This window comes from Polaromonas vacuolata, from assembly GCF_012584515.1.
Classification (GTDB): domain Bacteria; phylum Pseudomonadota; class Gammaproteobacteria; order Burkholderiales; family Burkholderiaceae_C; genus Polaromonas; species Polaromonas vacuolata.
In genome coordinates, this window is sequence record NZ_CP051461.1 from 2022438 (window position 1) to 2046240 (window position 23803).

At 49.1% G+C, this 23803-nt stretch carries 19 protein-coding genes; 6 read left to right on the top strand and 13 right to left on the bottom strand.

Features of this window, described 5'->3' with window-relative positions; all coding sequences use genetic code 11:
• Positions 1–2 precede the first annotated feature (2 nt).
• Positions 3–725, bottom strand: a complete 723-nt coding sequence (locus tag HC248_RS09240; RefSeq protein WP_168922248.1) for a YebC/PmpR family DNA-binding transcriptional regulator — start codon at positions 723–725, stop codon at positions 3–5.
• A 212-nt stretch (positions 726–937) separates the two neighbouring features.
• On the opposite strand from HC248_RS09240, the gene upp reads away from it, so the two are divergent.
• The 3 genes from upp to HC248_RS09255 all read left to right on the top strand — a co-directional run bounded on the left by upp (position 938) and on the right by HC248_RS09255 (position 3370).
• Positions 938–1567: a uracil phosphoribosyltransferase gene (upp, locus tag HC248_RS09245; protein ID WP_168922249.1), complete on the top strand. Its 630-nt coding sequence runs from the start codon at positions 938–940 to the stop codon at positions 1565–1567.
• Positions 1568–1589: 22 nt separating this feature from the next.
• Positions 1590–2537: an oxygen-dependent tRNA uridine(34) hydroxylase TrhO gene (gene trhO / locus HC248_RS09250; protein WP_168922250.1), complete on the top strand. Its 948-nt coding sequence runs from the start codon at positions 1590–1592 to the stop codon at positions 2535–2537.
• A 128-nt stretch (positions 2538–2665) separates the two neighbouring features.
• Positions 2666–3370 carry a glutathione S-transferase gene (locus HC248_RS09255; RefSeq protein WP_168922251.1) on the top strand — a complete coding sequence of 235 codons (705 nt, stop codon included), beginning with the start codon at positions 2666–2668 and terminating at the stop codon, positions 3368–3370.
• Here HC248_RS09255 and sbcB read toward each other — a convergent pair.
• The 4 genes from sbcB to icd form a co-directional block, all read right to left on the bottom strand.
• Positions 3354–4817: an exodeoxyribonuclease I gene (gene sbcB / locus HC248_RS09260; RefSeq protein WP_168922252.1), complete on the bottom strand. Its 1464-nt coding sequence runs from the start codon at positions 4815–4817 to the stop codon at positions 3354–3356. The genes HC248_RS09255 and sbcB overlap by 17 nt on opposite strands.
• Positions 4818–4959: 142 nt before the next feature.
• The gene (gene clpA / locus HC248_RS09265; protein ID WP_168922253.1) at positions 4960–7302 is read right to left on the bottom strand and encodes an ATP-dependent Clp protease ATP-binding subunit ClpA; all 2343 of its coding nucleotides are present in this window, start codon (positions 7300–7302) and stop codon (positions 4960–4962) included.
• 91 nt (positions 7303–7393) lie between these two features.
• On the bottom strand, positions 7394–7765 hold the full coding sequence (gene clpS / locus HC248_RS09270) for an ATP-dependent Clp protease adapter ClpS (protein ID WP_168922254.1): 372 nt from the start codon (positions 7763–7765) through the stop codon (positions 7394–7396).
• A gap of 202 nt (positions 7766–7967) precedes the next feature.
• A complete protein-coding gene (gene icd / locus HC248_RS09275) occupies positions 7968–9221 on the bottom strand; it encodes an NADP-dependent isocitrate dehydrogenase (protein ID WP_168922255.1) in 1254 nt (417 codons plus the stop codon).
• 210 nt (positions 9222–9431) lie between these two features.
• On the opposite strand from icd, the gene HC248_RS09280 reads away from it, so the two are divergent.
• Entirely contained in the window at positions 9432–9725 is a 294-nt protein-coding gene (locus HC248_RS09280) for a cell envelope biogenesis protein TolA (RefSeq protein ID WP_168922256.1), read from the top strand.
• Between the two features lie 97 nt (positions 9726–9822).
• Here the strand turns inward: HC248_RS09280 and betA are convergent, their stop codons facing one another.
• The 8 genes from betA to HC248_RS17665 form a co-directional block, all read right to left on the bottom strand.
• Positions 9823–11496: a choline dehydrogenase gene (gene betA / locus HC248_RS09285; protein WP_168922257.1), complete on the bottom strand. Its 1674-nt coding sequence runs from the start codon at positions 11494–11496 to the stop codon at positions 9823–9825.
• Positions 11497–11528: 32 nt separating this feature from the next.
• Positions 11529–13001: a betaine-aldehyde dehydrogenase gene (gene betB / locus HC248_RS09290; protein WP_168922258.1), complete on the bottom strand. Its 1473-nt coding sequence runs from the start codon at positions 12999–13001 to the stop codon at positions 11529–11531.
• A gap of 66 nt (positions 13002–13067) precedes the next feature.
• A complete protein-coding gene (choV, locus tag HC248_RS09295; protein WP_168922259.1) occupies positions 13068–14246 on the bottom strand; it encodes a choline ABC transporter ATP-binding protein in 1179 nt (392 codons plus the stop codon).
• Positions 14243–15085: a choline ABC transporter permease subunit gene (choW, locus tag HC248_RS09300; RefSeq protein WP_202882356.1), complete on the bottom strand. Its 843-nt coding sequence runs from the start codon at positions 15083–15085 to the stop codon at positions 14243–14245. The genes choV and choW overlap by 4 nt, the downstream gene beginning before the upstream one ends.
• Before the next feature lie 111 nt (positions 15086–15196).
• Positions 15197–16132, bottom strand: a complete 936-nt coding sequence (locus HC248_RS09305; RefSeq protein ID WP_168922260.1) for a choline ABC transporter substrate-binding protein — start codon at positions 16130–16132, stop codon at positions 15197–15199.
• A 477-nt stretch (positions 16133–16609) separates the two neighbouring features.
• The gene (locus HC248_RS09310) at positions 16610–16813 is read right to left on the bottom strand and encodes a hypothetical protein (RefSeq protein ID WP_168922261.1); all 204 of its coding nucleotides are present in this window, start codon (positions 16811–16813) and stop codon (positions 16610–16612) included.
• A gap of 159 nt (positions 16814–16972) precedes the next feature.
• Positions 16973–17371, bottom strand: a complete 399-nt coding sequence (locus tag HC248_RS17660; protein ID WP_238342589.1) for a hypothetical protein — start codon at positions 17369–17371, stop codon at positions 16973–16975.
• A 9-nt stretch (positions 17372–17380) separates the two neighbouring features.
• Complete coding sequence (locus HC248_RS17665) at positions 17381–17830, bottom strand: hypothetical protein (protein ID WP_238342590.1); 450 nt, start codon at positions 17828–17830, stop codon at positions 17381–17383.
• Positions 17831–18351: 521 nt separating this feature from the next.
• Between HC248_RS17665 and HC248_RS09320 the strand changes: the two genes are divergently transcribed.
• Positions 18352–19089 (top strand): dienelactone hydrolase family protein, encoded by a 738-nt coding sequence (locus HC248_RS09320; protein WP_168922262.1) that lies wholly within the window; start codon positions 18352–18354, stop codon positions 19087–19089.
• A gap of 844 nt (positions 19090–19933) precedes the next feature.
• Entirely contained in the window at positions 19934–23665 is a 3732-nt protein-coding gene (locus HC248_RS09330; RefSeq protein WP_168922264.1) for an EAL domain-containing protein, read from the top strand.
• The last annotated feature ends 138 nt before the right edge of the window (positions 23666–23803 follow it).

Genomic DNA, 23803 nt, shown 5'->3' on the forward strand with positions numbered 1-23803 from the left:
GCTCAGGATAATGCTGCGTTGTGGTAAAGGGCCTGGGTGTCGTCTAAGTCTTCGAGTATGTCTAACAAATGCTGCATTTTGGCCGAGTCTTCTGGACTTAACTCAATGCTGTTATCGGCGCGCATGGTGATTTCAGCGACTTCGGGAATCAGACCTGCCACTTCTAAGGCTTGCTTGATACGTTCAAAGTCAGTGTAAGAAGTCAGCACTTCGATAGCGCCTTCATCATCAGCGATGACGTCTTCGGCGCCAGCTTCCAATGCAACTTCCATGACTTTTTCTTCATTCGTGCCTGGGGCAAAAACAAATTGACCGCAGTGCTTGAACTGAAACGCTACCGAGCCTTCGGTGCCCATGTTGCCGCCATGTTTAAGGAAAGCATGGCGTACTTCTGCCACAGTGCGTACACGGTTGTCAGTCATACAGTCCAAAATAATGGCTGCGCCACCTATGCCGTAGCCTTCGTAGCGAACTTCTTCGTAGCTCACGCCTTCTAAGTTGCCGGTGGCCTTGTCAACGCCGCGCTTGACGTTTTCGGCCGGCATATTAGCGGACTTGGCTTTTTCGATTGCTAAACGCAGACGCGGGTTAACGCTTAAGTCACCGCCGCCCATGCGAGCGGCAACCATGATCTCGCGCATCACGCGAGTCCAGATGCGCTGGCGTTTTTCGTCCTGCCTGCCCTTGCGGTGCTGAATATTTGCCCATTTACTATGACCTGCCACAAGCTAATCCCTTCAGAGTTGGATTAATTGATTTAATCCAGTGACTGCATTTTACTTTTTCATTTCCGCCTTCTTTAAAGCGGCTCAATACGCGCCGATTCTCGCCTCGTTGCAAGGTCTAATGCGTGGACTACTGAATTAACTGAGGTTAAGCTCCTCGCACAGCGCCGCGCATCGCGGCGCAGTCAAATACCTACCTAAAGCAAGAAAATATGCGCAATGTACACCACATCACCCACCCTTTAGTGCAGCACAAACTGACCTTGATGCGCCGTAGTGATGCATCAACCACCACCTTTAGAACCTTGCTCAACGAGGTATCTAGTCTGATGGCCTATGAAGTTACACGCGATATGCCGCTGCAAGATGTCGAGGTGCAAACCCCACTCGAGACCATGACTGGCCAAATGATTGATGGCAAAAAACTGGTTTTTGTATCGATATTGCGCGCCGGCAATGGCATTTTGGAAGGCATGCTTAGCGTGGTGCCGGGTGCGCGCATAGGTCACGTCGGCCTGTACCGCGACCCGACCACGCTAGAGCCCGTTGAGTACTACTTTAAAATGCCGCAAGAAATGGCGGAGCGCGACATCATCATCGTCGACCCTATGCTGGCGACCGGCAATTCAGCGATCGCAGCTGTCACGCGCTTAAAGCAACTCAAGCCCAAGTCGATTAAATTCGTTTGCCTACTGACCTGCCCAGAAGGCTTAGCGGCAATGGGTAAAGCCCACCCAGATGTAGACATCTATACCGCAGCGATTGACCGCGAACTCAGTGAGCACGGCTACATTTTGCCGGGTCTGGGCGATGCCGGAGACCGTATTTTTGGCACCAAATAACGTATCCAATTCCGCTTGAAAAATGTCTGAATTTCTAACAGCTGCGCTGTATAAATTTGTTGAGCTTCCCGATTACGCAGAACTGCAGGCGCCACTGCTTGAATGCTGCCAAGCCAATGGCGTCAAAGGCACACTGCTGTTAGCGCCAGAAGGCATTAACGGCACTATTGCCGGCCTTGCCGAAAACGTTAATGCTGTGCTGGCTTGGCTACGCCTAGACGCCCGTTTCAAAGCACTTGAGCACAAACAAGCTTGGGCTAAACACATGCCGTTTTACCGCATGAAGGTCAGGCTCAAACGTGAAATCGTCACCCTTGGTGTGCCGGATGTACATCCGGCGCTAATGGCCGGCGAGTATGTCAAACCAGAAAATTGGAACGCTTTACTGGCTCAACCCGGCGTGGTGCTAGTCGATACGCGCAACGATTACGAGGTGAGCATAGGCACATTTGAAGGCGCTGTTAATCCAGCAACGCAAAGTTTTTCAGACTTACCCGATTGGGTGGAACAAGAAATGCAAGCCGGCGGAAAACTCGCCGAAACCGATGGCGTAAAACCGCGCGTCGCGATGTTTTGCACCGGCGGAATTCGCTGTGAAAAATCCACCGCACTGCTGCGATCACGTGGGTTTACAGAGGTCTATCACTTAGAGGGCGGAATTCTTAAATACTTAGAAACCGTGCCGGCAGCGCAAAGCACTTGGCATGGCGAATGCTTTGTATTTGACGAGCGTGTATCCGTCGGTCATGGCCTTCAAGTGGGCAAATTTTCGCTGTGCCGGTCGTGTCGCGATCCCTTGAGCGAGCATGATCGCCAGTCGCCGCTCTATGAGCTAGGTGTGAGCTGCTCCCACTGCCATGCAAAAACCAGCGAATTACAAAAGCAAGGTTACCGCGAACGTCAGCGACAAGTTGATCTGGCCGATGCGCGGCAGCAGGCGCATATTGGTGTGACACAGAGTCAATCTTGAACTGCTGGACTGGGTAGTAAAAACGTTTCTCTGCGAAAACTAACTACGCAAAAAAACCTATTTACTTGCTTAGTCAACTTCGATGTAGACGACTAAAACACCAATCCAAATGCTTTACATTGAGTCTTATGCCTCTTGCCAACAGCAATACTTCACTGCCCATTCTTTACTCCTTTCGCCGCTGCCCTTATGCGATGCGGGCGCGAATGGCGCTCGCTGTGAGCGCTCAAACATGTGAACTGCGCGAAGTACTTTTGCGCGATAAGCCACCCGAGCTAATCGCCGCATCAGCTAAAGCCAGTGTGCCGGTACTGATTCTTCCCCATGGTGAAGTGCTGCACGAAAGCTTAGACGTAATGTTGTGGGCGCTGCATCAGCACGACCCACAGCACTGGCTAAGGCCTGAGCTTGGTGACATGGCGAGCATGTTGGGTTTGATAGCGCATAACGACGGCAACTTTAAGCGCCAGCTAGACCGCTATAAATACCCGCACCGTTTTGCTCTCGAGGCTGGAGATGATTTACTGCGGTTTGCAGAAAGTAATCGTGACAGCGCTGCGCTCTGGCTTTCATCACTTAACGCCGATCTTGACAAACACCAAGGCTGGCTGTTTGGTGCAAGGCCAAGTCTGGCTGATATAGCGTTGTTGCCTTTTGTACGGCAATTTGCACACACGGATGACGCTTGGTTTGCGCAGCGACCGTGGCACGCATTAATCGATTGGTTAGCGACTTGGGAGACGAGCGAATTATTCGCAGCGGTAATGGAGAAATATCCGCGCTGGTGTAGCGAGCAACGCGGGGTGTCGATCTGGCCTAAATCTGCGGCGTAATTTCTTCGGCGTAATCTTGCAAAGCCGACAAAATCTGCTCGCCTCGCGCATCTGCCGTTTCTTGCAAGTTCTCTAAGCTCTCAAGCAAAGCGTCAACATTGCGCGCCCCACCCTCCCCGTCCAGCAGCTTGGCCGTACGATAAGCTTCCCACCGCTGGTCCTCCTCAGGGCTCAAGGTATCGGGGAAGTTGCGTGCTCGATAGCGAAACAGCAATTCTGGCAAACGCTCATCGTCAAAACTGCCGCGACTCATGGCCAGCTTTTGCGGCGAGAGCTCAAGCAATTCATTCAAGCGATGCCTATCGTTGTTGCCAACAAACCCACCGTACAAGTCTTCATCCACATCTGGTCTTGGTAGAACTTCACGCTCAAAGACATCAGGCCAGATAGCGCTCATGTCTGGCAAACCTGCTGCAATCGCGGCGTGGCTGTGAACCAGATCTAAATCAACACCCCATTTAGTTGCCAACTCAGGCCGCAGAATTTTTAAAGTGCGCACAACCATAGGCGATTTATTCAGGTGTATGGACTTAATTGGCAGACGCGTGATGCCTTCCGGTAAATCTGCACTTTTGGTAAACATGCGCTGACGCAGTGTGGCCAAGTCAAGTAAAGCTAGCTCGCTAGGGTCTTGATTCAAATCCCAAGCCAGCAACTCGTTCTTATTAGTCGGATGCATGGCCAGCGGCCACATGATGGCCATACAGCCACGCTCTGGCGAGAACATGCCTGAAACGTGCAAAAACGGTTGTGCCAAATGCGGGCGTGTGGGCAGGCCAAGCTCTGCTGCGACACGGTCTTTTTTGTGCAAACCTAGACAAAAATCAAACAGCTTGGGCTGTGCTTGACGTATCAGTCTAGCTAACGCGATGGTGGCGCGCACGTCGGACAGCGCGTCATGTGCAGCCTCATGCAGCAAGCCGTTAGCTCGCGCTAAATCAACCAACTTAAAGCTCGGTCTGCCGTCTTCCTTTAACGGCCACTTAATGCCTTCGGGCCTCAAGGCATAGCACATACGAGTCACATCCAGTAAATCCCAGCGACCACAGCCGTTTTTCCATTCCCGCGCATAGGGGTCAATCAAGTTACGCCAAAACAAGTGGCGAGTGACTTCATCGTCAAAGCGTATGGTGTTATAGCCCACACCTATGCTGCCAGGCTGACCTAACCATTGCTCTATTTGAGCGGCAAAACTATGTTCGGGCAGACCTTCAGACAAACAAAGTTGTGGTGTGATGCCGGTGATCAAGCAGGATGCGGGATCCGGAAAATAGTCGTTGGCGGGCTGACAGTAAATCATTAGCGGCTCGCCAATTTCATTGAGCTCTGCATCGGTGCGAATGGCGGCGAATTGACACGGCCTGTCGCGCCTCGTGTTTAGACCAAAAGTCTCATAGTCGTGCCAGACAAAAGTATGCGAAGGCTTGCGTGTAGAGAGGTTTGTCATGCGGCTTGGAGTGTTGGGACCATGCGGTCTTATAACCGATGTCTGGGGACTGGTATTTTTGTCTCAAAAAAAAGGCCGGCAGCGTGATGCTGCCGGCCCTTTGGGACAAATATGAAATTACAGACTTGTCAAAGCCAAGTGTTTAACTCGGTTCAGCTGCCGGCTCTGCCGCTTCCGGCTTGGACTTACTTTCCTTTTTAGGCAGCGGCTGAATGTCGAGCTGAACTTCGCCATTTTCTATGCCCTTCTCATCCGTCGTGACCAGCATGTCTACTGTTAAACGGCCACCATCGGTCAGTCGTCCAAACAGCAGCTCATCGGCCAATGCACGGCGAATCGTGTCTTGAATCAAGCGCTGCATTGGACGCGCACCCATCAATGGATCGAAGCCTTTTTTACCCAGATAAGTGCGCAAGGTATCGGTGAAAGTGACCTCGACTTTTTTCTCAGCCAATTGGGTTTCGAGTTGCAACAAGAACTTGTCAACCACACGCAAGATGACCGTCGAGTCAAGCGCTTTGAAGCTCACCGTCGCATCAAGGCGGTTACGGAACTCAGGTGTGAACAGGCGCTTGATGTCAGCCATCTCGTCGCCAGATTCACGAGGATTGGTAAAGCCAATCGTTGCCTTATTTATGGTTTCCGCACCCGCATTGGTGGTCATAACGATGATGACATTGCGGAAGTCTGCTTTGCGTCCGTTGTTGTCGGTCAGCGTGCCGTGGTCCATCACCTGCAGCAAGACATTGAAAATGTCCGGATGGGCTTTTTCAATCTCATCGAGCAATAAAACGCAATGCGGCTTCTTAGTCACAGCTTCTGTCAGCAGACCACCTTGGTCAAACCCGACATAGCCGGGCGGTGCGCCAATCAGGCGGCTAACCGCATGACGTTCCATGTACTCAGACATATCAAAGCGGATCAGCTCAATGCCCATGATGTAGGCTAATTGCTTAGCCGCTTCGGTCTTGCCCACGCCCGTAGGACCCGAGAACAAGAAGGAGCCGATTGGCTTGTCATCTTTACCCAAGCCTGAACGTGCCATTTTGACGGCGCTGGCGAGTACTTCCAGAGCTTTGTCTTGACCAAAAACCACGCTTTTGAGATCTCGCTCAAGTGTTTTGAGCTTGCCACGGTCATCGTTAGAGACATTAGCGGGTGGAATACGGGCAATTTTTGCCACGATATCTTCAACTTCTGTCTTGGTGATGATCTTTTTACGCTTAGATGGCGGCAAGATACGCTGTGCAGCACCGGCCTCATCGATCACATCGATTGCTTTATCAGGCAGGTGACGGTCGTTGATGTACTTTGCACTGAGCTCTGCCGCAGCTTGCAGCGCAGCCAAAGCGTATTTCACGCCGTGATGTTCTTCAAAACGCGATTTCAGACCTTTGAGAATGTCTATAGTTTCCTGCACCGAAGGCTCGACCACGTCCACTTTTTGGAAGCGACGTGAAAGGGCAGCGTCTTTCTCAAAGATACCGCGATACTCGGTAAAGGTTGTCGCGCCTATGCATTTAAGCTGACCCGAACTGAGCGCAGGCTTGAGCAAATTCGACGCGTCTAACGTACCGCCAGAGGCAGCGCCAGCACCTATCAGGGTGTGGATTTCGTCAATAAACAGAACGCCATTTGGCTTGTCTTTGAGGGCTTTGAGCACGCCCTTAAGACGCTGCTCGAAATCTCCACGGTATTTGGTACCAGCCAGCAAAGCGCCCATGTCTAGTGAGTAGACCTGTGCTTCTGCCAAAATTTCAGGCACATCTTTTTGCGTGATGCGCCAAGCCAAGCCCTCGGCAATCGCAGTCTTGCCAACGCCGGCTTCACCGACTAGTAATGGATTATTTTTACGCCGGCGGCAAAGAATTTGGATAACGCGCTCGACCTCGAAATGGCGCCCGATAAGCGGATCAATCTTGCCTTCTTTAGCGAGTTGGTTCAGGTTTTGAGTGTAGAGCTCAAGCGGTGAAGCTTTCTCGTTTTTCTCACTACCTTCTTCGTTCTCGCTAGCTGACTCGCCAGCTTTGGTAGGCTCTGGTGGATCGGTCTTTTTAATACCGTGGGCAATGAAATTGACCACATCCAGACGCGTCACGCCTTGCTGATGGAGATAGTAAACAGCGTGCGAGTCTTTCTCGCCGAAAATAGCCACCAGCACATTTGCGCCTGTGACTTCTTTCTTGCCGTTGCCAGTAGATTGCACATGCATGATGGCGCGCTGAATCACGCGCTGAAAGCCCAGCGTGGGCTGGGTATCAACATCATCTGAGCCGGCTACTTGCGGGGTGTTGTCTTTAATAAAATTGCTAAGAGCCTTACGCAAGTCATCAACATTGGCGGAGCAGGCACGCAGTACTTCTGCGGCGCTGGGGTTATCCAGCAGGGCCAACAACAAATGCTCTACTGTGATGAACTCGTGGCGCTGCTGGCGCGCTTCGACGAAGGCCATGTGCAAGCTAACTTCTAATTCCTGGGCGATCATTGATTTTCCTTTCGGCTTGCTATGTGAATACTGAGATGACGGATGGGATTGAGGATTGATTCATAATTATTTTAAATATGGGTCATATTGCTCACAATTCAATGGGCTCGCTGACACACTGAAGAGGATGACCATTTTTTCTAGACGCTTCGGTAACTTGGTCAACTTTGGTAGCCGCAACATCGCGCGAAAACACACCGCATATTCCTTTGCCATCTAGATGAATTTTGAGCATGATCTGCGTCGCAGTTTCCATGTCCTTATTAAAAAATTCCTGAATCACCATCACAACGAACTCCATAGGGGTGTAGTCGTCGTTGAGGAGTACCACTTGGTACATCTGAGGGGGCTGAGTCTTAAGCGGTAAACGCTCGAGTACAACTGCGTCACCACCGCGCCCATCATCGGGTTTAGTAAGCGGCACAGAAGGTGGCGTTGGAGTCTTGGGGGGTTTGGTTACCATAAAAATCATTCTATCCATCGCCAAAGTACTGTGCATAGTGTGGGGTGATGTAGGTTAAGGATACAGCTGATGCTGATCTAAACTAATTCAAGGCTTTTGAGCTAGCAAGATTTAACAAAAAAGAATTACGCATCATGAGGCCAAAAAAAACCGCCGCGGAAACTACTTCCGGGCGGTTGGACTGCAGAGCAGACCGGGAAAATTACAGATGATCAATCATGACGTCGCCGAAACCGGAGCAGCTAACTTGGGTAGCGCCTTCCATGAGGCGAGCAAAGTCATAGGTGACTTTCTTGGAGTTAATTGAACGTTCCATGGACTTGATCATCAAGTCAGCAGCTTCTGTCCAACCCATGTGGCGCAGCATCATTTCGGCCGACAAGATGAGTGAGCCTGGATTCACATAGTCTTTACCTGCGTATTTTGGTGCAGTACCGTGCGTGGCTTCAAACATGGCGATGGTGTCGCTCAAGTTTGCACCGGGAGCAATGCCAATGCCGCCAACTTGGGCTGCCAAGGCATCAGAGACATAGTCGCCATTGAGGTTGAGCGTGGCAATCACGCTGTACTCGGATGGACGCAACAAAATTTGCTGCAAAAATGCATCAGCAATTACGTCCTTGATGATGATTTCTTTACCAGTCTTTGGATTTTTGAACTGGCACCATGGGCCACCGTCAATCAATTCAGCGCCAAATTCAGTTTGTGCCAGTGCGTAAGCCCAATCACGGAAACCACCTTCGGTGAATTTCATGATGTTGCCCTTGTGCACAATGGTCACGCTTGGCTTGTCATTGTCGATAGCATATTGAATGGCTTTGCGCATCAAACGCTCAGTACCTTCGCTGGAGACTGGTTTAATGCCAATGCCTGAAGTTTCTGGAAAACGGATCTTAGTCACGCCCATCTCATCTTGCAGGAACTTAATCAGCTTTTTAGCTTTGTCGCTGCCAGACTCAAATTCGATACCTGCATAGATGTCTTCCGAATTTTCACGGAAGATGACCATATTGGTTTTATGCGGCTCTTTGACGGGCGAAGGCACGCCAGCGAAATACTGGATTGGGCGCAAGCAAACGAACAAATCGAGCTGCTGACGTAAGGCTACGTTAAGGCTACGGATACCGCCGCCTACAGGAGTGGTCAAAGGACCTTTAATCGAGACAACGTAGTCGCGCACTGCGCTAAGGGTTTCTTCCGGTAGCCAAACGTCAGGGCCATAGACTTTGGTTGACTTTTCGCCAGCGAAAACTTCCATCCAATGAATTTTTTTCTTACCGGCATAAGCCTTGGCAACAACGGCATCAACCACTTTGATCATCACAGGGGTTATGTCTACGCCAGTGCCATCGCCTTCGATGAAGGGAATGATTGGCTCATTAGGCACATTGAGTGAATTGTCGGCGTTAACCGTGATTTTTTGGCCCTGTGCAGGAACCTTTATATGCTGATACATGTGCGAGAGTCTCCAGTTAGCCTGAGCGGAGTACATGTTCATCCGCTTCTAGCAGTTTCAGTGATAACTTATAAATTCTAGTCGTAAACACAAACAGTAAAAAAATATGTACACCGGCTGTCAACCGAATGAGAACTGACCTCGTTACATTAACAGCTTCGAAATTTCGAAGTAGTTTTTTCTAACAACGTTATTTCAGGAAATATCCAAATGAACAAAATCCTTGCTGTCTTGATCTCTGGTCTGTTTGCTGCTGGTGCATTTGCACAAGCTCCTGCTGTTAAAGCTTCTGCTGCTGCTCCTGCAAAAGCAATGGCTGCTCCAGCTGTTAAAGCTGAAGCTGCTCCAATGGCTAAAGCCGAAGCCGCTCCAATGGCAAAATCTTCGATGGCTAAAGCTGAAAAGCCAGCTAAAGCACCAAAAATGACTAAAGAAGAAAAAGCTGCCGCTAAAAAAGCAAAAGCTGAAGCCGCTCCTGCTGCTAAAGCATCTGCTGCTAAGTAATTCTTAGCGCCTAAGAATAAAAGCCCGCCTTGGCGGGCTTTTTGCATTGCGAAGCGGTTATTGACAAACGTCATAAAAATGATGCAAGCGCTACCGATCAAGAATGCGTTAGCGACATAGGTTCAACTTTAAAGTAAGCCGCTTGGCTACGCTGCAACGGTGAACGTCCGCGGATGAGGTCTGCAATTTTCTCCGCAATCATGACAGTGGGAGCATTTAAGTTGCCAGTGACAATCTGCGGCATGATGGACGCGTCCACCACACGCAGAGCTTGTATTCCGTGCACACGGCCCTGCGCATCAACCACGGCCATGTCGTCATAGCCCATGGCATTGCTGCCGCAAGGATGGTAGGAAGTCTCGGCGTTTTGACGCACAAATTCATCCAACTCAGCATCGGTCTGCACGCCCTCACCCGGGCTGATTTCTTTACCGGTGTAAGCCGCCATCGCAGGCTGGCGCATGATCTCACGGGTGATCCGAATCCCGGTGCGAAATTCAGTCCAGTCTTGCTCGGTCGACATGTAGTTAAACAAAATGCTGGGGTGATCATGTGGGTCTTTTGAGCGCAGGTGAACATGACCTCGGCTAGGTGAACGCATGGAACCCATATGCGCCTGAAAGCCATGAACCTTAATTGGTTTGCTACCGTTGTAGTTGATAGCTATCGGCAAAAAATGGTACTGAATATTCGGCCAATCAAACTTCTCAGATGAGCGAATAAATCCACCGGCTTCAAACTGGTTACTGGCACCCATGCCGCTGTTTAGAAACAACCATTGCGCGCCAATCGCAGGCTGATTCATTAGTTTGAGAGAATCCACTACAGAGACTGGTTGAAGACATTCATATTGCTGGTAGACCTCTAAGTGGTCCTGCAAATTAGCGCCAACACCCGGCAAGTCATGAATGACGGCTATGTCGAGACCACGCAATAAGTCGCCGGGACCAACACCAGAGCGCTGCAGAATCTGCGGTGAAGCAATTGCGCCAGAGCACAACAAGACTTCGCGCTTAGCACTGACGTTCTGCGGTTGATCTTTGTGTAGATAGGCCACGCCTACAGCACGCAGACCAGAAAAAATAATACGGTCAGTCACCGCATGCGTGACTATGGTTAAGTTAGGCCGGTGTTTGGCCTGATCTAAGTAACCACGCGAGGTGCTGGCACGCCGACCTTCTGGCGTCGTCGTTCGGTCCATGGGACCAAAACCCTCTTGCTGATAACCGTTCAGATCGTCGGTGCGCGGATAGCCCGCTTGCACACCGGCTTCGCACATCGCTTCAAACAAAACGTTGTTGCCCGCTTTCGGAGTGGTCACGCTTAATGGACCGCTGTCCCCGTGATAGTCATTAGCGCCAATATCGCGCGTTTCGGCTTTTCTAAAATACGGCAGGCAATCGGCGTAAGACCAGTCCTCTAGTCCAGCGCGTTGCGCCCAACCGTCATAGTCCATGGCGTTGCCGCGTATGTAGCACATGCCGTTAATGAGAGATGAGCCGCCTAAGCCCTTGCCGCGACCGCACTCCATGCGGCGGTTGCCCATATGCGGTTCGGGTTCAGTTTCATAGGCCCAGTTATAGCGCTTGCCTTGCAGCGGAAAAGCTAAAGCAGCTGGCATTTGGGTGCGGAAATCAAACCGGTAGTCTGGGCCGCCAGCTTCTAGCAGCAGCACGCTAACGTCAGCGTCTTCGCTCAGACGTGCGGCCAGCACATTACCGGCTGAGCCTGCGCCAATAATGATGTAGTCGTATTGAGCTTGTTTAGTCATAGTGTTAATTCTTTCTGCGATAGCTTGAGCATTTAAAACACCGAGGCGTAATCACCCAGTTCTACTTGAATAGACTTGTTACGGGTGTAGTGGCGCAAGGTCTCCTGACCGTTTTCGCGTCCAACGCCGGACTGTTTATAGCCGCCCACTGGCATCTCGGCGGCGGATTCGCCCCATGTATTAATCCAGCAAATTCCAGCATCTAGTTGATGAATCACGCGGTGCGCACGATTAAGGTCGGCAGTCATCAAGCCTGCGGCTAGACCGTAAGGTGTGTTGTTGGCTCGGAAAATAACCTCGGCTTCATCTTCAAAGCCCAAAATACACATGACTGGGCCAAAAACCTCTTCCTTGACCATGGTCATGTCATCACTGCAATCCGTAAAAACCGTCGCTTGCACAAAAGAGCCTTGTCCCAATACGCCACTCATTTCGCGCTCGCCACCAATCAGCAGTTTGGCGCCTTGGGACTTGCCCAATTTGATGTAACGCAGCACGTTTGCCATGTGAGCCGCGCTCACTAACGGACCAAAATTGGTATCCATGACTTGCGGATCGCCCATGCGAATACGGCGTACGCGTTCTAGTACTTTGCTTTCAAAACTGGCTTTAACGGATTGATGCACGAACACTCGGGTTGCGTTGGTGCAGACCTGGCCTGAACTATAGAAGTTGGCCATCATGGCTACGTCGGCGGCTCTGTCCAAATCGGCATCGGCAAACACGATCAGAGGCGACTTACCGCCTAACTCCATAGTCACTTCTTTCAGCGTAGAGCTAGACGCGCTGGCCATCACTTTTTTGCCCGTTACAGTGCCACCGGTAAAGGAAATTTTCTCAATACCAGCGTGTTCCGTCAGCCAAGTGCCTACGCTGGCACCGGGACCATTGAGTACGTTAAATACGCCATCTGGCAGACCCGCTTCGGTGTAGATTTCAGCCAACTTTAAAGTGCTCAGTGGCGTGAACTCACTGGGTTTGAAGACCATGGCGTTGCCAGCAGCCAATGCTGGCGCCGATTTCCAAAGCGCGATTTGTATCGGGTAATTCCATGCGCCAATACCAGCCACAACGCCTAATGGCTCGCGGCGGGTGTAGACAAAAGAGTTAGCGCGCAGCGGCACTTGTAGGCCTTCAATACTGGGCGCTAGGCCAGCGTAATACTCCAGCACATCGGCGCCGGTCACAATATCTACAAAGCGAGTTTCAGACACGGGTTTACCGGTATCTAAGGTTTCTAAATCTGCGAGTTCATCGTTGCGTTCACGCAAAATCTCGACCGCCCGGCGCAGCACTCGGCTGCGCTCCATCGCCGTAAAAGCGGCCCACACACGCTGACCTTTTGTGGCGCTGGCAACGGCTCGTTCTACGTCTTGTTGCGACGCAGCTTGTACCTGCGCTAAAACTTCGCCAGTGGCAGGATTCAGGGTTGTAAAGACTTCACCGCTGGTGGCGTCTACGCGCGCACCGTGGATATAAAGTTGTTGAATTGAAATTGCGGGCATCTCAGGCCTCCTAAAAAATTAAATCGATGGATGCCGGTAAGGGGATGCCGACCGGCATGTGGGTCATCAGCCCATGGCTTTGCCTAGCAAGGCGTGGTAGAGCTCGCGGTCACCGAGAATACCGACCACCTTATCTCCTTGACGCAGCATTATTTTTTGACCGGTTTGGTAGCGAATTTGAACCGCGTCACGCATGCCGATATCGGCATTCACCAATGTAGGCAGCGATTGCAAAGCCTCCAATGGCTCACCGCTTGTCCAAGATTGCGGAGGCAACACTCGATCGCCACGGCGCAAGCGCTCAAGCCCTCCTTGCTGATTTAGCGTGAGCCATATGTCTCCTTGATCATCGAGACAAATCTCGCCGCCTTGAGTATCACAAGCCTCAATCGGACGCATCAAGCTATGGCCGCTGAGCACATTCAAGGGATTGGTATGCGCGACGAATGAACGCACATAGTCGTCAGCTGGACTTAAAACAATTTCTTCCGGCTTGCCCCGCTGAACAATCACTCCACCTTTCATGATGGCAATATGAGTGCCTATCTTTAGCGCCTCATCTAAGTCGTGGCTGACAAACACTATGGTCTTGTTTAGCTTGTGTTGCAGTTCCAGCAACTCGTTCTGTAAGCCTTGGCGGATTAAAGGATCAAGTGCCGAGAAAGGCTCATCCATTAACAAAATATCAGCATCCATTGCCAACGCACGCGCCAAGCCCACGCGCTGTTGCATGCCGCCGGACAACTCGTCCGGTCGCTTGTCTCGCCACTGCGTCAAGCTCACCAACTCTAGCTTTTCGTTGACCAGTTTTTTACGCTCGGCGGACGGGCGACCTTGCATTTCTAGACCGAAGCTAATGTTCTCCGCTACTGTCAGCCAAGGCATTAAAGCGAACTTTTGAAACACCATGGCGATACGCTTGGTGCGCATAGCTTTAAGCATAGCGGCCGAGCAGTTGGCGATATCAACTTCAGCGCCTTCATGCTCAATTAGTAGCCGGCCGCGGCTGACGGTATTTAAACCGTTAATACAACGCAGCAAACTCGATTTACCTGAGCCCGACAGTCCCATCAGCACGCAAATCTCGCCACGCTGCACGGTTAGGTTGGCGTTTTGAACACCGACGGTTTGTCCGGTCTGCTTAAAAATCTCATCGCGTGTCAGTCCTTGGTCCAACAAGTCCAGCGCAACTTTCGGCTGCGGTGAAAAAACGACGTCTACGTTTTCAATATTGATCATGCTCATTGCGCACCTCCCCGGCTGGGTATGCGCTGCTTGCAAACGCGGTCAAGAATAATAGCTAGCAGCACGATGGCCAGACCGGCTTCAAAGCCAACAGCAATATCTGCAGTGTTCAAAGCGCGCACAACCGGTTTGCCAAGACCGTCAGCGCCAACCAAAGCCGCCACCACCACCATGGACAAGGACAACATAATGCATTGCGTTATACCGGCCGAGATACTCGGCATGGCATGCGGCAACTCAATGCGCATTAACAGTTGATGGCGTGAGCAGCCAAAGGCTTTGCCCGCGTCCATGAGTTCTGCAGGCACATCATGAATGCCGAGATAGGTCAGACGAATAGGTGCTGCGACGGCAAAAACGACCGTCGAAATTAAGCCTGGAACAACGCCCAAACCAAACAAAGTCAAGGTTGGAATCAAGTAGACAAAAGTAGGCACCGTCTGCATCAGATCCAGCAGTGGTTGCATAACCGTATAAAAGACCGGTTTATGTGCGGCATAAATACCCAGCGGTACGCCTATCAGCACACAAACAAAGGTGGCGAACAGCACTTGTGCCAACGTCTCTATTGTTTCTTGCCAATAACCTAAGTTCAAAATCAAGAGAAATGAAGCGACTACAAACAAGGTCAGCATCCATTTACGCTGGATTAGGTGGGCCAACAAACCAAATAAGCCTATCAACACCAACGGGTTGAGCCAAAGCAAACCGTCTGTGACGGTATGAATGCTGGTTTCAAGTACGTCGGCGAAAGTATCAAAGTAGTCGGCCCCGTGAAGAGTCAGCCAATCAACGAAGTCAGCCATAACCTCGCCCAGCGGAATTTTGTAATTATTCATAATATTTAAAAAAATCGCCCACTCGCGCTTCGTGAGTGGGCGGGAGCGCCTTGACGCTAAGAAGTTGCCAACGTGCGGCCCTCAGCACGCTGTGGTTTTACGGCGCTAGTCTTATTTAGCAAGCGCAGTTTTCACGGCTTTCAAACCTGGCTTACCGTCAAAAGTGGTGACACCAGATAACCAAGCATCTAAGGCCATGGGGTTGGCCTTGAGCCAGACTTTGGCGGCTTGAGCTGGCGTTTTGTCACCATTGAGCACAGCATCCATCAAGAAATTCTCAGCCTTGAGGGTAAAAGCCAAATTGGTTAGCAGCTTGCCGACGTTGGCACATTCTTGAACGTAGCCTTTGCGCACGTTGGTGAAAATAGTTGCGCCGCCTAAATTCGGGCCAAACACATCGTCACCGCCTTCAAGATATTTGATCTTGAAGCGGCTATTCATGGGATGCGGCTCCCAACCCAGAAACACTACCCATTTATTGCGACGCTCAGCGCGTTGCACTTGTGAAAGCATGCCCGCTTCGCTGGACTCGACAATTTTGAAGCTACCCAGTCCAAACATGTTTTTATCAATCATGCCTTGAATCAAACGGTTGCCGTCGTTACCGGGCTCGATACCGTAGATTTTTCCACCCAGCTTATCTTCAAACTTGGCGATATCGGAGAAAGTCTTTAAACCAGCTTCGTAAGCTTCGGCAGAAACTGCCAAGGTGTACTTAGCGCCTTCTAAATTAGCACGCACGGTTTCTACACTGCCGTTATCGCGGTAGGCCTTGATATCGGCTTCCATTGTCGGCATCCAATTGCCCAAAAACACGTCGATGTCATTGTTCTCAAGCGACTTGTAAGTCACAGGAACAGAGGTCAAATCGGTTGTGGTGGTGTAGCCCAAAGACTTTAAAACAGTGCTGGTCAATGCAGTGGTCACCGTGATGTCTGTCCAGCCTACGTCGGCAAAGCGCACAGCTTTGCAAGAGGCCGGCTCGCCCGCATGGGCGAACAGAGGCAGGCAAAGGGCTGCCAGCAGCATGGAACTGGAAATTTTCATTGGAGAGGTCCTGTAGAGTTGAATGCATTAGAAAGATCTGAGGACCTTTGGTGACAATCAATAAGAGGTTGTAGGGAAGTCAATCCCCATAAAGTTCGGCGCTTAGGCCAGACGAAATAGAGCGTCAAATGATGCGCAAGGCAAAGGAAAATGCACTGTACGAAATAATCACGACTTAAATAACTTCAAATATTATCAATCAGGGCAAACTTTTTGCCAGGATGAAATCTCCATCATTCCTGTAGTCTTTAGCCGATGATTTCGCTCTGACGTCAATTGGGCATCAATTGGAGCATCAAATACATATTTCGCAGGCCCAATATCTAAACTGTAAAGCTATATTTTAAAAAAATTCATTAAAAAAAATTTGAATATGGTTTTTTAAGTTTGAGGTTAGACAACAGCTGCACACTTTCTGACTTTTGCGAGGCACTCAGACACAGCCTCCAGTCATCTAACTCAACACCCCCTCATCACTCAACTATTTATATCAACACCTAATTTTGCAAGCTTTGATGCAAACGAATCTCTGCGTTTTACGGCCTTTGCCGCCGTATCAACCGCCGCTTGAATCGCCTTGGGGCCTTTTGCATTGACGAGCTTTATAAGACTTAGCTTGTGGGCAGCATCTGCTTGCGACCTTTTGTAAGTAGCAATGAGTTCGGCATGGGCTTGATTCACAAAAAACCTTTTTATTTAAAACATTATTTTCGTCGCTTTTGCTTTCGTCACGACCGCTTGTACAAAGCGAAAAAAATTCAAACGGATTTAAATTTATTCATACCTAGCAATAAGACCAATACCTACGCACAAGACAAACGAGGCGATCGCCAAGATCGTTCAGAGAAGAATTATTTCTGCATCACCGCTCAAAATCGGCTGACACAGTATTTTGTAACTATCGGCATCGAAGCCGCCAGCTACAACATCCAATTTAACCGCATCAGCTGCGTTGCTTACGCTACCCAAATAACACCAATTGCGAATCACATGGATTTGACAGTCAGTAGCATCCCGCTCAATTAAGCCGATGGCGCCGGGATAAGGCCAGCAATTCACGCGTAAACCCTCGAGGCTGGTAAAGAGTCTTATGCGGTGTGCCTCTTCGCTCTCATTGCCGCAGCAAACGCCTGCGCATTGCTTGAGCATGGCACGAAAGCAGGCGCGCCCAAGATTGAGCTTTTCCAGTCCCAAGGCGGCATAACAAAGGCTGTGTTTGTCAGCAAGATTACGCAGCATTTCAAGGGCTCAGTGACGGCTAGCAAACAGTCCATACAACATAGGCTCAGCCGCGAAGTTAAGGTCGTTGGAGTAAACCACCTCGGGCAAACCTTGCACGATTCGAAGCGAGCAAAGTCGCTTAATTCGCCTTAGTTTTTTGTTTATCAAAGGCTGCTGCTGCTTAATCAAACTGGCTTCTAACAAAAGAGCACCAATTTCTCCGACAGTGCGGATAAAACTGATTCTGCGAGTTTGTCTTAAGAGACTGGCTTCTTCTGCATTGCGCAGGTGAGAAAGCACCCGACTGCGCAGGTTAACACTTTTGCCGATGTAAAGCGGTAAATCACCCTCTTCACCGTGGAACACATAAACGCCGGGCGCAGACGGTAAATCACCAATGGCTTCGCGCAAATGACTAGGGTATTGATAGCCAAGCGATTGATCAAAGTCGGGATGACGCCGTGCAGGAATTTGCACGACTTAGACTTGTGAAGGTTTAATAAATACAAGCATTGGACGGTAAATTTTCAAGACTTCAACATCATTAAAAGAAAGACTAAGCCAATTGGTAATGTAAGCCTTGATTTTGATGAGTGCAGCGCACAGAGCCATTGCCTTAATCTCCTAGTCAATTGCAAACATTGCATGACGCTCTCTTAAAAAAATAATTGTGTGCGTGGCAAATTAGTCAATTTTTACACCACAAGTCTAGCGATTGGAGTCACTCAAAGATGGTTGACTGCATGAATAAATACAGATTGAACGATTATTAAACTTGACAACCTACAAACAAAAAAAAGTGAAAATAATTTTCACCGAAGCTTAAATTGCAACCATCAGTTTGTGCCAATGAAAAAATCTATGTCTCAGCCTCATGCTCAAGGCAATAAAAAACAAGTTAGTTCTTACAAATGCATCACGTACGGCTCGTGGTACTCTGAAGTTCGAGTTATTTGAAGATTGAGCTAATTTATGGCAGGCCACAAGAAATGCTCCACATGATAGAACATCACTTTGATATCCACACAGCCGACGGTTTGATGAACACCTTTGTGGTTCATCCAGACGAAGGCGGGCCTTATCCCGTGATTCTGTTTTATATGGACGCCCTAGGTAAGCGTGAAGAGCTGCACGATATGGCGCGGCGCTTTGCAGCCGTAGGTTATTTTGTCGTCTTGCCCAATCTTTACTACCGACGCGACCGCGATTTTTGCTTGCAAGAACGAACCGAAGCAGCAATGACCGCAATGTTCACCTTGATGGGTTCGCTCAATGCGGCCACAACAGCCTGTGACACAGGTGCAATGCTAGAGTTTATTGGCACACAGCCACAAGCTGATGCGCGCCGTGTTGGCGCAGTAGGCTATTGCATGAGTGGCCCCTTCGTCATGTGGGCCGCAGCCACATTTCCTCAGCGTTTACAGTGTATTGCGTCCATTCACGGAGCCAATATGGCAACAAAAGCACCGGATTCACCGCACTTGATGGCGCCTCTGATTGATTGTGAAAGTTATTTTGCCTGCGCTGAGATTGACAAGTGGGCTCCTCCGGCGGACATCGCACAGTTGCAGGATGCGCTTCAAAAATCCGGTACTCCACACCGAATAGAGTGGTACCCGGCAGTCGAACACGGCTTTGTATTTCCGCTGCGAATGGGCATCTACAACAAAGCAGCTGCAGAACGCCATTGGGAGCGGTTATTCAGCCTTTTTGAGAGAAATCTCAAAGTGATTTGAAGACCAATTCTTCGGGGCAACTTTGTGTAAAACCGATTTTTTTGAAAAACATCAAAAGCTAGAGCAAAACAAAATCTGGCCTACAACGCTGACAGGGTCATGCCACGGTTTTTAGGTTCACTCAAGCTTAAGTGCCCGTTAAATTTTCGCGCACACTCAACAAATTCGACAGCGCAAACATAGCCACGAGCTGGGCGAGTGCTTGGTCAACAAGGGCGAAGCAATCAAACGGGCATCCATCTACCTACGTACCAGTCTCGAGCAATAGGCCGTACGCAATCAGGATCGCATTCACCACACTCAAGGTTTACGCGACTAATTTGTGGGTCTACAGATGGTTGCGAAAACGCAGAATGGTACGCTCGTCGAACAGACGCCTAAACGCTTGCGGCTGCGCAAAATTTCGGCACAGCCGTATGACAAAGAAGAATTCTTTTATGGCGAGATCGGAGAGCGAAAACCACTGCTGCATGAAGTGAATACGCCGCATAGTTTGCTAACTAAATGGTGGCCGCCCGGTCCTCGGCAGTAATAGGGTGCAATGCGTTCGATCAGCGCAGTGTATAAAACCACCTGATCCATTTATTCCAAGAACACTTAATGACGTATTTTTTGTTTTCTTAACGTTCTGTTTGAGCTTAAGGCTAGCTTGTTTTATGACAATTTTTTTTAGGCCGAAGCTAACTGTAATAAGACGACCGGCGGAGTTGTGGAGCCTGACCATAAAACTTATTGCTCTGCGAGTCAGAATTAAATAGCCACATTTCCAACCAAAAGCGTACACTGAATATATCAAAAATTATCTATTTTTATCATTTTTTGGATAAATTCAAGGATAGCTATTATGGTCATTGCATCAGTTCCGGATTCGGAAGAATACCGCCTACTAGCTCTTGAACAGCTCGAAATTCTTGATTCGCAGGCTGAGGAAGGTTTTGACTCTTTAGTCAAGGCGGCTGCTTTAGTGTGTGAAGTACCTGTGTGCTTAATAAGTCTTGTCGATAAACATCGCCAATGGTTTAAATCAAATTTCGGCTTTTCTAATTTCACGGAAACGCCACGAGACATTGCATTTTGTGCACATACGATTTTGCAAGATGGTCTACTTGAGGTTAAAAACGCCCTAAAAGATAAACGGTTTTACGATAACCCTTTAGTTCTTGGCGATCCGCATTTTCAGTTTTATGCTGGTGCCCCTCTGGTCTTGTCTGGTGGCGCACGTGTGGGAACGCTCTGCATTTTTGACCGTGAACCGCGCACGCTTAATCAAAATCAAAAGCAAGTTCTATTGCAATTAGCTAAGACTGCGAGTCAGCTGATGGAGTTGCGCGCCACTGCTCGCAACAACGAGATTAATTCTGCACAGTTTCGAGATCTGAGTAGCGCCTCGCCAATGGGTATTTTTGCGACTGATCTACTAGGCATTTGCACCTACAACAATGCCGCTTGGCTTAAGATTTTTAATATTTCATTAAAGCAAAGTATTGGATCCAACTGGGCCGCTAGCATCCATCCCGAAGATGCGCCAATAGTTTTCGAACAATGGCAGGCCTTTGCTGAGAAAGGTGAAGTATTTGATGCCGAGTTCCGCATACAGCCAATAGGAGGAGATCTTCGCGTCGTGCATAGTAGTGCGAGCAAGATTATGAATTCGCAAGGCAAGCACACTGGCTATGTAGGAGCAGTCAAAGACATTACGAAACAGTCTCTTGTCGGATACGCCAATCACTCCTTGTTAGGCATGATCAAAAAGCACTTTATGGTCGCGGTGGTCGATTTGTCGGGTCACATAACTGATGTGAATGACGCGTTTTGTGATTTCAATGGCTACTCGCGCGCAGAGTTAATAGGCCAACACCACAACTTGTTGAACTCAAGCTCACACCCCGAATCACTTTTTGCAGAAAGGTGGCTAAAAGTAGAGCAAGGTGAGTCATGGCAAGGTGAAATTTCATACTGCAAAAAAAATGGAAAGCTGCAATGGGTGGATAACGTGATGGCACCACTCAAAGGTGTCTCTGGCCCTGTAGAGAGATATGTTTCGGTCAGTCGCGATATTTCGCAACGTAAAAATTTTGAAGAACAACTGCGTAAAAATAAGCTCTTCCTCGACCGTACAGGCAGCATGGCTGGAGTCGGCGGTTGGGAGGTAGACCTAGTAGCGAACACTGTTTATTGGTCTGACGAGATCTGTCGTATTCACGGCGAAGAGCCTGGTTACGCGCCTTCATTTGATGGGGCAATACACTACTACGCGCTAGACTCGCGCTCTGTCATCACGAACGCAATTGATAGCGCCATTTCGACTGGCAAAGGTTGGGACTTAGAGTTGCAACTAATACGTAAGGACGGCGCTTTAATCTGGGTCAGAGCAATAGGTTCTGTTGAGTTTGAACTGACTAAACCCATACGTCTAATCGGTGCATTTCAAGAAATAACGGAGACCGTTAAAACACGCCAGTTAATTGCAAACATCCACGAGCGTATGCTGCAACTGACAAAAACAGCGGGGGGCGTGGGTGTTTGGGAATATGACGTGCTTAAACATACCCTAGTGTGGGATGAATTAATGTACCGTTTATGTGGTGTTGAGCAAGATGACACGCTTAGTGCAAGAGCTCTTTCGTCACGCCATCTGCATCCGGATGATAGAAAAATAATTAAAAATAAATTTCAAACAGCAATTATTAATGCACAGCAATATGATGCGGAGTTTCGTATTATTTGGACAGATAAAAGTGTTCACACTATCAAAACACTTGGTCACGTAGAGCGTGATGCCACGGGAGCCGCTCAGCGAGTTATTGGTGTAAGTTGGGACGTAACGCATGAACGCGAAATCGAAGCTGTCTTAGTCGAACAAAATGAGCTACTTCGAATCACCATGCAGTCTATCGGTGATGCAGTCATAACTACAAATGCAAAAGGAGAAGTCACGTGGCTCAATCCAGTAGCGGAAAGAATGACTGGATGGGGGGCTCTAGAAGCACACGGGTGTCCATTAAAGAAAGTCTTTCACATCATTGATGAGCAGACGCGATTGCCGCTAAAAAATCCAATCGAGACTTATCTCCAACAAGACCAGATCGTCTGCCTTTTAAACCACACATTATTAATTTCGCGCAAAGGCATAAAGTTTGGAATTGAACATTCTGCTGCGCCCATTCGCAATGCACAAGGCGTGGCACTTGGCGCTGTCGTAGTCTTTCGTGATGTTACAGAGCAACGTCGCCTCGCTAGTGAGATGAAACACCGCGCCACCCATGATGAATTGACTGGCTTGTTCAATCGTGGTGAGTTCGATGATCGCTTAAGTCGTCTTTTAGAAAAATCCAGTGAAGACGGCAGTATTCACACCTTGTTATATATAGATCTAGACGAATTCAAACTGGTTAACGACGCATGCGGACATACGATAGGCGATCAATTACTGAAACAAATAAGTAGTTTGATGGGGGCTGTTATTCGCGACTGCGATACCCTAGCGCGTTTAGGCGGAGACGAGTTTGGTATTATTTTGGAGCATTGCAGCGGCGAGCAAGCTCAGCGTGTGGCGCAGCAGGTCTGTGACCATATAGGGGAGTTCAGACTACATCACGACGGCAAACGCTTTCGCGTGAGCTCTAGCATCGGCCTAGTCGAGCTGAGTCATACTTTCACCAGCACCATCTCAGTGATGCAAGCGGCTGACACCTGCTGCTACGCGGCTAAAGAAGGTGGTCGTAACAGAATTCACACTTGGATTGATAACGACCAAGCTATAAAAGAGCGTCGTCATGAAATGCAGTGGACAAGCCGAATTGAGCAGGCGCTAGACGAGGACCGGTTTGTACTCTATGCCCAGCGATTACATTCTTTAGAAGCCGATACTCAAGGCATACACGCCGAAGTGCTGCTGCGTATGCTTGACAACAACGGCTCTATCATTTCTCCGGCAGCTTTTTTACCAGCAGCGGAACGGTTTCACTTGGCTTCACGTATCGACCGTTGGGTGTTAAACCGCTCGATCGCTTGGCTTAAGGCCTTGGGCTCAGACAGCCCAATTCAGCTGCTTGCGATTAATTTATCCGGTCAAAGTGTCGGCGATATGGCCTTTCACCGAAGTGTTATGGAATATCTTGTGACGCTGCCAGCCACTCTTTGTAAACGCTTATGCTTCGAGATAACCGAAACTGCAGCAGTTACCAATTTAGCTGCTGCTGCACTTTTCATAGAACAAGTACGTGCATTAGGAATCAGCGTCGCACTGGACGACTTTGGCGCTGGTGCGTCATCTTTTGGATTTCTCAAACGACTACGTGTGGACTACCTCAAGATCGACGGTCAATTTATTACGAACTTGCTTGACGATGCTTTGGATGATGTAGCTGTGAGGTGCTTTGTGGATTTAGCCAAGGTCATGAATATCAAAACTATTGCCGAATACGTTGATAAAGCACCGGTTTTAGAGAGGATTAAGGAACTTGGTGTCGACTACGCTCAAGGATTTTTTCTGCACAAACCTGAGCCTATTAATTTTTTACTAAAAAGCCCAGTGACTCATAGCGATGGTCAAGCACATCTAAGCCTTCAGTAAGTTTTCAATTAATTCTTGCTTATCGCTTTATTGACTGTTCTGAAATGATTTGAAACTAGTCAAATTAATAAGCAGCAGAGTCCACTCAAAATTAGTGATGTAGGCTATCAAAGTCGAGCCGACTAAATCAGCCAATAG